8 protein-coding genes and 1 pseudogene are annotated in these 7,504 nt (G+C 69.8%); 2 read left to right on the top strand and 7 right to left on the bottom strand.

Annotated elements, in window-relative coordinates; all coding sequences use genetic code 11:
* Nucleotides 1–74, bottom strand: a pseudogene (locus tag AB0395_RS23645) (forkhead-associated protein); the annotation flags it as partial.
* A gap of 158 nt (nucleotides 75–232) precedes the next feature.
* On the opposite strand from AB0395_RS23645, the gene AB0395_RS23640 reads away from it, so the two are divergent.
* On the top strand, nucleotides 233–457 hold the full coding sequence (locus AB0395_RS23640; RefSeq protein WP_366283742.1) for a BldC family transcriptional regulator: 225 nt from the start codon (nucleotides 233–235) through the stop codon (nucleotides 455–457).
* A 118-nt stretch (nucleotides 458–575) separates the two neighbouring features.
* Here AB0395_RS23640 and AB0395_RS23635 read toward each other — a convergent pair whose 3' ends face one another.
* The 5 genes from AB0395_RS23635 to AB0395_RS23615 form a co-directional block, all read right to left on the bottom strand.
* The gene (locus AB0395_RS23635; RefSeq protein WP_366283738.1) at nucleotides 576–1,781 is read right to left on the bottom strand and encodes a cytochrome P450; all 1,206 of its coding nucleotides are present in this window, start codon (nucleotides 1,779–1,781) and stop codon (nucleotides 576–578) included.
* A gap of 38 nt (nucleotides 1,782–1,819) precedes the next feature.
* Nucleotides 1,820–2,308: a MarR family transcriptional regulator gene (locus tag AB0395_RS23630; protein ID WP_366283736.1), complete on the bottom strand. Its 489-nt coding sequence runs from the start codon at nucleotides 2,306–2,308 to the stop codon at nucleotides 1,820–1,822.
* 118 nt (nucleotides 2,309–2,426) lie between these two features.
* Nucleotides 2,427–3,572 carry a thiolase family protein gene (locus AB0395_RS23625; protein WP_366283735.1) on the bottom strand — a complete coding sequence of 382 codons (1,146 nt, stop codon included), beginning with the start codon at nucleotides 3,570–3,572 and terminating at the stop codon, nucleotides 2,427–2,429.
* Nucleotides 3,569–4,198 carry a CoA transferase subunit B gene (locus AB0395_RS23620; RefSeq protein ID WP_366283733.1) on the bottom strand — a complete coding sequence of 210 codons (630 nt, stop codon included), beginning with the start codon at nucleotides 4,196–4,198 and terminating at the stop codon, nucleotides 3,569–3,571. The genes AB0395_RS23625 and AB0395_RS23620 overlap by 4 nt, the downstream gene beginning before the upstream one ends.
* The gene (locus tag AB0395_RS23615) at nucleotides 4,195–4,947 is read right to left on the bottom strand and encodes a CoA transferase subunit A (protein ID WP_366283731.1); all 753 of its coding nucleotides are present in this window, start codon (nucleotides 4,945–4,947) and stop codon (nucleotides 4,195–4,197) included. Before AB0395_RS23615 ends, AB0395_RS23620 begins: the two co-directional genes overlap by 4 nt.
* A 108-nt stretch (nucleotides 4,948–5,055) precedes the next feature.
* Between AB0395_RS23615 and AB0395_RS23610 the strand changes: the two genes are divergently transcribed.
* The gene (locus tag AB0395_RS23610) at nucleotides 5,056–6,540 is read left to right on the top strand and encodes an IclR family transcriptional regulator C-terminal domain-containing protein (RefSeq protein WP_366283728.1); all 1,485 of its coding nucleotides are present in this window, start codon (nucleotides 5,056–5,058) and stop codon (nucleotides 6,538–6,540) included.
* A gap of 122 nt (nucleotides 6,541–6,662) precedes the next feature.
* On the opposite strand, the gene AB0395_RS23605 is transcribed toward AB0395_RS23610, so the two are convergent.
* Nucleotides 6,663–7,478, bottom strand: coding sequence for an IclR family transcriptional regulator C-terminal domain-containing protein (locus AB0395_RS23605; RefSeq protein WP_366283726.1), 816 nt, complete (start codon nucleotides 7,476–7,478; stop codon nucleotides 6,663–6,665).
* Nucleotides 7,479–7,504 lie beyond the last annotated feature (26 nt).

Raw genomic sequence — 7,504 nt, 5'->3', positions numbered from 1 at the left:
GTCCCCTCCGGTATCCGGAACTTCTGGTACAGGCGCAGCAGGTGTTGCTTGACCGCGGCCTCCGTCACCACCAGGTCGTCGGCGCCGGCCGGGCACCTCCCCCACCCACAACCCGGCATAGGTCCGCCAGCGATAACCCCTGATCCCCGGGCCGCTCGTGCCGACCGTGCTCCGCGAGCCGTCCGGAAACTCCTCGCCCCGACACTCACCTGGAGACTCCTTGACCACCATCATGGTCATCAGCGCTGACGGCAGCTTCACCATCGACGGCACCGCCGAACGGCTACTCACCCCCGCCGAGGTCGCGCGGCTGTTCCGCGTCGACCCCAAAACCGTCACCCGATGGGGCAGAGAGGGAAAGCTCAGCTCCATCCACACCCTGGGCGGCCACCACCGCTTCCGCCAGGCCGAGGTCCACGCACTGCTGAAAGATAGCCAGACGGACGCTGACGGGTGAAGACGACCACGGGAGAAACGGCCCTGGTCCTCTTCCGGGCACCAGGGCCGTCATGGTGTGGTTCGCGGCTTCGCCCTTCAGAGCCGCGTAGCCGTGTAGCCGCGTCCGCCGTTCGGCGTCACCCCCGGATGAGCGGGAGGCGGCGCACTCCTGTCAGCGACGGCGTGGGGATGAACTGCACGGGGTCGTCCGGGTCGGTACGCAGGACGTCGAACCGGTCGAGCAGGATGTCCAGCGCGACCCGTCCCTCCAGCCGGGCCAAGGGCGCGCCCAGGCAGAAGTGGATGCCGCGGCCGAAGCCGAGGTGCGGGTTGGGGTCGCGGTCGGGGTCGAAGACGTCGGGGTCGGGGAACTGGCGCGGATCCCGGTTGGCCGCCGCGATCCAGATCATGACCATCTGGTCGGCCGGGATCGTCACGCCGCCGAGCCGGGCCTCGCGGGTGGTGGCGCGGCCGAGGAGGGCGAACGGGGTCAGGAACCGGATGGACTCCTCGATGACGGCCGGGATCAAGGAGCGGTCGGCGCGCACCCTGTCCTGCAGCTCGGGGAAGGCGTCCAGGCACAGCACCGTGTTGCCGAGCAGCATCGTCGTGGTGATGTGTCCCGCGAGCAGGAGGATGATCGCGAAGTTGACCACCTGCTCGTCGGGCAGGTTTTCGCCGTCCACCTCGGCCTCGACCAGCCTGGTGAGCAGGTCGGCGCGCGGCTGCCGCCGGCGTTCGGCGGCGTGGGCGGCGAGATAGGCGGACATCTCCTTCCACGGTTTCATCGTGGCCTCGAGGTCCGCGCTGCGCTCCTCGTCGGACCGGTTGAGCGAGATCTCGGCGTCACGCTGGAACAGCGCGTCGGCCCACTGCTTGAACAGGGCGCGATCGCCGCTGGGCACCCCGAGCAGCTCGGCGATGACGATGACCGGCAGCGGGTAGGCCAGGTCGCTCACGAGCTCGAACCGGTCGCGCTCGCGCGCCGCGTCGAGCAGCTCGTGGGTGAGCGCGGCGATCCTCGGTTCGAGATCCGCCACGACCTTGCGGGTGAAGGCGCTGCTGACCAGCTTGCGCAGCTTGCCGTGCTCCGGCGGGTCGATCTGGGTGATGAAGCCCTTCAGCGAGAAGTCGTCCTCGCTGGGCATCAGACCCTTGGGGATCACGCGCATGGTGTCGGAGGAGTACGTCGCGGGGTCACCGAGGACCTCGAGCAGCTCCGGATGACCGTAGACGTTCCACAGCCCGGTTCGGGCGTCGAACTCGACCGCCGGACCCGATCGGGGCCCGTGCAGCCAGAAGTGCCGTTTGGGGATGTCGTACCGTTCGACGATGTCTGACATCGCCTCTCCTTGGTTGAGGATCCCTCTGCCGATGTACGTCAGGACGGCTTCTCGCGGTACTCCTTCCAGCGCTCGAACATCTCGTCCGAGTCCTGTAGAACGAAGGCGAAGAACTTCCGGGTGTCCTCCAGCCGGTCTCGCCGGCCGGGCCGATCGTCGCCGAGGATCGACAGCCCGAAGTCGAGCGCGCCGAGGCTCTGCCTGAGGATGGCCATCTGGACCCGCATGATCTGCTCCCACCCGCCGACGGTCACCCGGTAGCGGTGCTCGCGGGTTGAGGTGGGAACGCGTTCCACCATTCCGCTCCGCTCCAGCTGCCTGGCGACCGTGCTGACCGCGGTTTTGCTCACGCCGAGCTCCGCCGCCAGGTCGGTGAGGGACTGGTCAGGCGGGTCGCAGATCATGAGCCACGCGTGCAGGCGGCCCATCGTGCGCGCCCCACCCAGACGCTCCATGATCAGCCCCATGCGATCGACGAACTCGATCTCCGAAAGGTTCACCCGCGCCAACTCCGCAATGAACGTCAAGTACGTACTTTACGTAGTGTACGTCTAGCCCCGGAAGACGTGAAGAGCCGTGCGTGGCGACACGCACGGCTCTTCAACGCCCTGTCGGGGAGGCCCGGAGGCCGACATCCAGCAGGGATCACCTTTCGAGCACGACGGCCAGGCCCTGGCCGACACCGATGCAGAGGCAGGCCAGGCCGGTGCCCGAACCGGCCTCGGCGAGCCGGTGGGCGACGGCGCCGGTGATGCGCGCGCCCGACGCGCCCAAGGGGTGGCCGAGCGCGATCGCGCCGCCGTACGGGTTGACGATCGAGGGATCGAGGTCGGGCAGTTCGGCCAGGCAGCCGAGCGCCTGGGCGGCGAACGCCTCGTTCAGCTCGGCCGTGGTCAGCTCGCCGAAGCCCTTGCCCGCCTTGGCCAGCGCCTTCTTCGTCGCCTCGACCGGGCCGAGGCCGAAGTAGCGGGGGTCGAGCGCGCTGACGCCGGTGGCGGCGATCCTGGCCAGCGGCTCGCGCCCGGCGAGTCCCGCCTCGTCGGTGAGCAGCAGCGCCGCCGCGCCGTCGTTGAGCGGGGAGGAGTTGCCCGCCGTCACGGTGCCGTGCTCACGGAAGACCGGTTTGAGCCGGGCCAGCGCCTCCGCGGAGGTGTCCTCGCGGATGCTCTCGTCCCGGGAGAGGCCGCCGACGGCGACGATCTCGCGCTCGAAGGAGGCCTTGGCCGCTTTCTGGTGGCTGGCCAGGGCGAAGGTGTCCTGCTCCTCGCGGGTGATGCCGTGCTTGTCGGCGATCAGCTCGGCTCCCTCGCCGAGGGCCACGGTGTGCTCCCGCGGCATCTTCGGGTTGACCAGGCGCCAGCCGATTGTGGTGGAGACCAGTTCCTGGCCACCGGCCGGGAAGGCCCGCTCCGGCTTGGGCAGCACCCAGGGGGCGCGGGTCATCGATTCCACACCACCGGCGATCACCACCGAGGCGTCCCCCACGGCGATCGCCCGATAGGCCTGGATGACGGCCTCCATGCCGGAGCCGCAGAGCCTGTTGACGGTCGTGCCCGGCGTGGTCACCGGCAGCCCGGCCAGCAGCGCGGCCATCCTGGCGACGTTGCGGTTCTCCTCACCGGCGCCGTTGGCGTTGCCGAGGATCACCTCGTCGGCGTGGTCGAGGCCGGTGCGCTCGGCCAGCGCCTTGATGACGTGCGCGGCCAGATCGTCGGGGCGGACGCCGGACAGTGCTCCGCCGTACCTGCCGATGGGGGTCCTGACCGAGTCGACGATGTAGACGTCCTTCATGTGATCACCTTCGCTGCCGTACGGCTTCGCAGCTCCTCGACGCTCACCTCTGGCGCGGTCTCCACGAGCACCAATCCCTCGTCCGTGACGTCGAGGACGCCGAGGTCAGTGATCACGCGGTGGACGCAGGCCTTTCCGGTGAGCGGCAGGGAGCACTTTTCGACGATCTTCGGTGAGCCGTCCTTGGCCACATGGTCCATGATCACGATGACCCTGCGGGCGCCGTGCACCAGGTCCATGGCCCCGCCCATCCCCTTGACCAGCTTGCCGGGAACCATCCAGTTGGCCAGATCTCCGCGGGCGGAGACCTGCATCGCGCCGAGCACGGCGACGTCGATGTGACCGCCGCGGATCATGCCGAACGACAGCGCGGAGTCGAAGAAGGACGCCCCCGGCAGGACGGTGACCGTCTCCTTGCCCGCGTTGATCAGATCGGGGTCGACCTCGTCCTCCGTGGGATAGCGGCCGACTCCGAGGATGCCGTTCTCCGAGTGGAGCACGACGTCCACCTCCCGCGGCAGGAACGACGGGATGCGAGTGGGCAGCCCGATGCCGAGGTTGACGTGGTCGCCGTCACGCAGCTCGGCCGCGGCCCTGGCGACCATCTCGTCCCGTGACCACGTCATGAGCTGACCGTCCTCTTCTCGATGCCCTTGTCGGCGGCCTGTTCGGGGGTGAGCACGACCACGCGCTGCACGAAGACGCCGGGCAGGTGCACCTCGTCGGGGTCCAGGTCGGTGAGCTCCTCCACCTCGGCGATCGTGACGCGTCCCGCCATCGCCACCAGGGGGTTGAAGTTGCGGCTCGCCTTGTTGAACGCCAGGTTCCCGTACCGGTCACCGCGCGCCGCCCTGACCAGCGCGAAATCCGTGGTGATGCCGCGCTCCAGGACGTACTCGACGCCGTCGAACTCGCGCACCTCCTTGGGCTGCGAGGTCACGGCGACGGAACCGTCCTTCGCGTGGCGCAGCGGTAGCCCGCCGTCGGCGACCGGGGTGCCGACCCCGGCCGGGGTGTAGAAGGCGGGGATGCCGCAGCCGCCCGCGCGGAGCCGTTCGGCCAGGCTGCCCTGCGGGGTCAGCTCGACCTCCAGCTCCCCCGTGAGGTACTGGCGGGCGAACTCCTTGTTCTCCCCGATGTAGGAGGCGGTCACCCGGGCGATGCGCCCGGCGGCCAGCAGAACGCCCAGGCCTCCGCCGTCCACACCGCAGTTGTTCGACACCACGCCGAGCCCGGTCACCCCCGTGTCGTAGAGGGCTCGAATCAGCACGTTCGGGATGCCGCTGAGGCCGAAGCCGCCGACCGCGAAAGACGCGCCGTCGTGCACGTCGGCCAGTGCCTCCCCGGCGGTGGCGATCACCTTGTTTCTGCCCACAGCGCTCCATGTGTTCGCATAGTGAACTTTAGTTCATTAATATCTGACGAGTATGCGCGGCACGAACGTCCCTGTCAAAGTGCTTCCATCAAGCGAGAAGGAGATCGAATGGAGTCGGCCGGAACCCTCGAACGCGGTCTGGCCGTGTTGCGTGCCCTGTCGGCCGATCCCGGGCGGCGGATGCGCGCGACCGACCTGACCCGCGCGACCGGCCTGGCCAGATCCACGGTCGACCGCGTCGTGGCGACCCTCGCCCATCTCGGCCACCTGCGGATCGAGGACCGCGATGTGCTGCTCGCCCCTCCCCTGATGGAGCTGGGCGAGGCGTATCTCGCCTGCGGCGGCCTGGCGGAGATCCTCGGCCCGCACGCGGACAGGCTCGCGCGGGAGCTGGACGAGTCGGTTTCGCTGGCCGTTCTCGACGGGGACGGGGTGCGCCTCGTCGGCCGGTTCACCCGGCGGCGCACGATGTCCATCGCCTTCAGAACCGGGGAACTGCTGCCCGCGGAGCGCTGCGCGGCCGGTCTGGCGCTGCTCGACCCGGCCGCGCCGTGGACCGAGGACGACCAGCTCATGGAGCCGGGACTGATCACGGTTGCGATGCCGGTACGGGACGGGAGCGGCAAGGTGGTCTGCGCGCTGAGCGTGGCCAGCCACACCAGCAGGCACACCGTCGCCGGGCTGCGCGCCCATGCCCTGCCCCGCCTCAGGAACGCGGTCGCCGACATGGAAACGGCGCTGGCGGCGCCGGTTCCGCCATCCGCGCCGCCCATGCCGCCCATGCCGCCCACCGCAGTGGACACCTCCCGCGCCACGAAGGAGGAGCTGGGCGCCGAGTATCTCCAGTCGCTGGCCCGCGGGCTGGCCGTACTGGTCTCCCTCGGCTCGGCACGTGGCGGGCTGACCCTCGCCGGAGCCGCCAAGGTGACCGGCCTGCCCAGGGCCACGGTACGGCGGGCGATCCTGAGCCTGGAGCGGCTCGGGTACGTGGCCGCTGAGGGCACCCGTTTCGTTCTCCTGCCCAGGGTCCTGGAACTCGGCTACGCCCATCTGTCCTCACGGACCCTCGAAGAGATCATCCGGCCACACCTGGAGGACCTGGTGGCGCGGGTCCGCGAGTCGGCGTCGGTCGCGATGCTCTCCGGTGACGAGGTCGTCTACGTGGCACGCGTGCCCGTCACGAGCATCATGAGCGTCGACATCACCGTGGGCACCCGCTTTCCCGCGTACGCGACCTCGATGGGCCGGGTGCTGCTGGCCGGTCTTCCCGATGACCGGCTGTCCGCGATCACCCCTCGGCCGCTGACCATGCACACCGTCACATCGTCCGGCGAGCTGGCGGCAGCCGTACGGCGGGCGAGGATCGACGGGTACGCCGTGGTCGACCAGGAGCTGGAGGAGGGCGTCCGGTCCATCGCCGTGCCCCTGCGCGACCGGAACGGGCGGGTCGTCGCCGCGCTGAACGTGGCCACCCATGTCAGCCGCGCCACCGTCGACGATCTGCTGCGCGACGTCCTGCCCGTGCTCACCGAGACCGCGGCCAGGATCACGAACGACCTGGCGCACATCCGCCAGGACCTGGTTCCGGCCTGATCTCGATCCGGTACGGCCAGACCTCCACGAACCTCAGGGTGCGGCTCGGCTGCCGCCAGGAAAGCCAAAGAACCCGGTGCCCCACCTGCCACACCGTCACCACACTGATCTGCGGGCGCGGCTCACATCACGGCCTGCTCCGAGACGAGGGCCTGGGGGATGTTCCGGACCAGGGTGTAGTTCTTTCCGATCTCGCTTGCCGCCAGGAGGACCAGGGGCAGGAACTCCTCCGTCATCTGCTCGTGGGCGACCTCGGCGGCGATGGCGCTGAGATTGACGGCGGCGACGACGACGGCGTCACCGTCGCGGACGGGCGCGGCGATCGACCGGACGCCGGGGGTCATCTCCTCGTCGGTCGCGGCCCATCCGCGGGCCCGGATCTCGCGGAGCTCGGCCTGGAGATTTTCCAGGGGCCGTTCCCTGAAGGCGCGGGTCACCGCGGTCGACGGGATGGCCAGGACCTTGCCGAGCCGGTCGCGGTCGAGCGAGGCCAGCAGGACCTTGCCGAGCGCGGTGCTGCGCGCGGGTAGGCGCATGCCGACGTTGATGTTGGCCGACACCACCTTCGGAACGGCGGCACGGGCGACGTAGATGATGTCCGAACCGTCGAGCAGGGCGACCGAGGCCGCCTGGTTCGTCGAGCGGACCAGGTCCCGCAGGTACGGCTGCGCGATGTCCCACAGGCCCGCCGACAGCGTGTAGGCGACGCCGAGTTCCAGGACGCGGGGGGTCAGCACGAAACCGCCGTCGGCGGGGCGCACGTAGCCGAGTTGCTCAAGGGTGAGCAGGACCCGCCGCGCGGTCGGGCGGGCCAGGGACGACTCCCCGGCGATCTCACTGAGGGACATCGGCCGGTGGTGGACGCCGAAGGACCTGATCACGTCGAGGCCGCGTGCGAGGGCCTCGATGAAGTCGGGGCCGGTGTTCTCCCGAGCCATGGTCACCGTCCTCGAAGTGCGCCCAA

It is taken from the genome of Streptosporangium sp. NPDC051023 (assembly GCF_040689595.1).
GTDB lineage: Bacteria > Actinomycetota > Actinomycetes > Streptosporangiales > Streptosporangiaceae > Streptosporangium.
Note: the sequence above shows the minus strand (reverse complement) of the source record. Positions and strands in the feature narration are given on the sequence as shown.